At 59.4% G+C, this 520-nt stretch carries 1 protein-coding gene; it reads right to left on the bottom strand.

The annotated features are described in order from the left end of the window. A partial coding sequence (locus JNK74_30275; protein ID MBL7650456.1) for a sigma 54-interacting transcriptional regulator occupies positions 1-520 on the bottom strand: 520 nt, incomplete at both ends.

The following is a 520-nucleotide window of genomic DNA, read 5'->3' as shown; positions in this document are numbered from 1 at the left end:
CATGGGTGCCGGAACGAAATCCTGCAGTTCCTCGGAAAGCATGTCGCGGGTGATGGTCGCTCCGGACTGGCTGAAGGTCACGAGCCGTTCGATCTCGTTGCGCAGTTGACGGACATTTCCCGGCCACGAATAGGCAATCATCCGGTCGAGCACTTCCTGTGAAATCGACGGCGGCCGGTCGTACTTGAACCGGTCCGCGCACAGAATCAGAAAGTGTGATACGAGCAATGGGATGTCGTCGCGGCGCTCGCGAAGCGGCGGGACATGCAAGCGAATGATATTGAGCCTGTGGAAAAGATCTTCACGAAAACGCTTCTCTTCCACGGACCGCTCCAGATCGGCATTCGTCGCGGCGACAACCCGCACGTCGACGTGCTGCGGCGTGCTCTCGCCAAGAGGCTGGATCTCTCCAAGCTCCAGAAATCTGAGCAGTTTCGGCTGCATCTCGAACGGAAGATCGCCAACTTCGTCCAGAAACAGCGTTCCGTTGCGGGCGGCCCGCGCCATGCCGGTGTTGTCC

The organism is Candidatus Hydrogenedentota bacterium (assembly GCA_016791475.1).
Lineage (GTDB): Bacteria > Hydrogenedentota > Hydrogenedentia > Hydrogenedentales > JAEUWI01 > JAEUWI01.
This window is presented reverse-complemented; position numbering and strand designations above follow the sequence as displayed.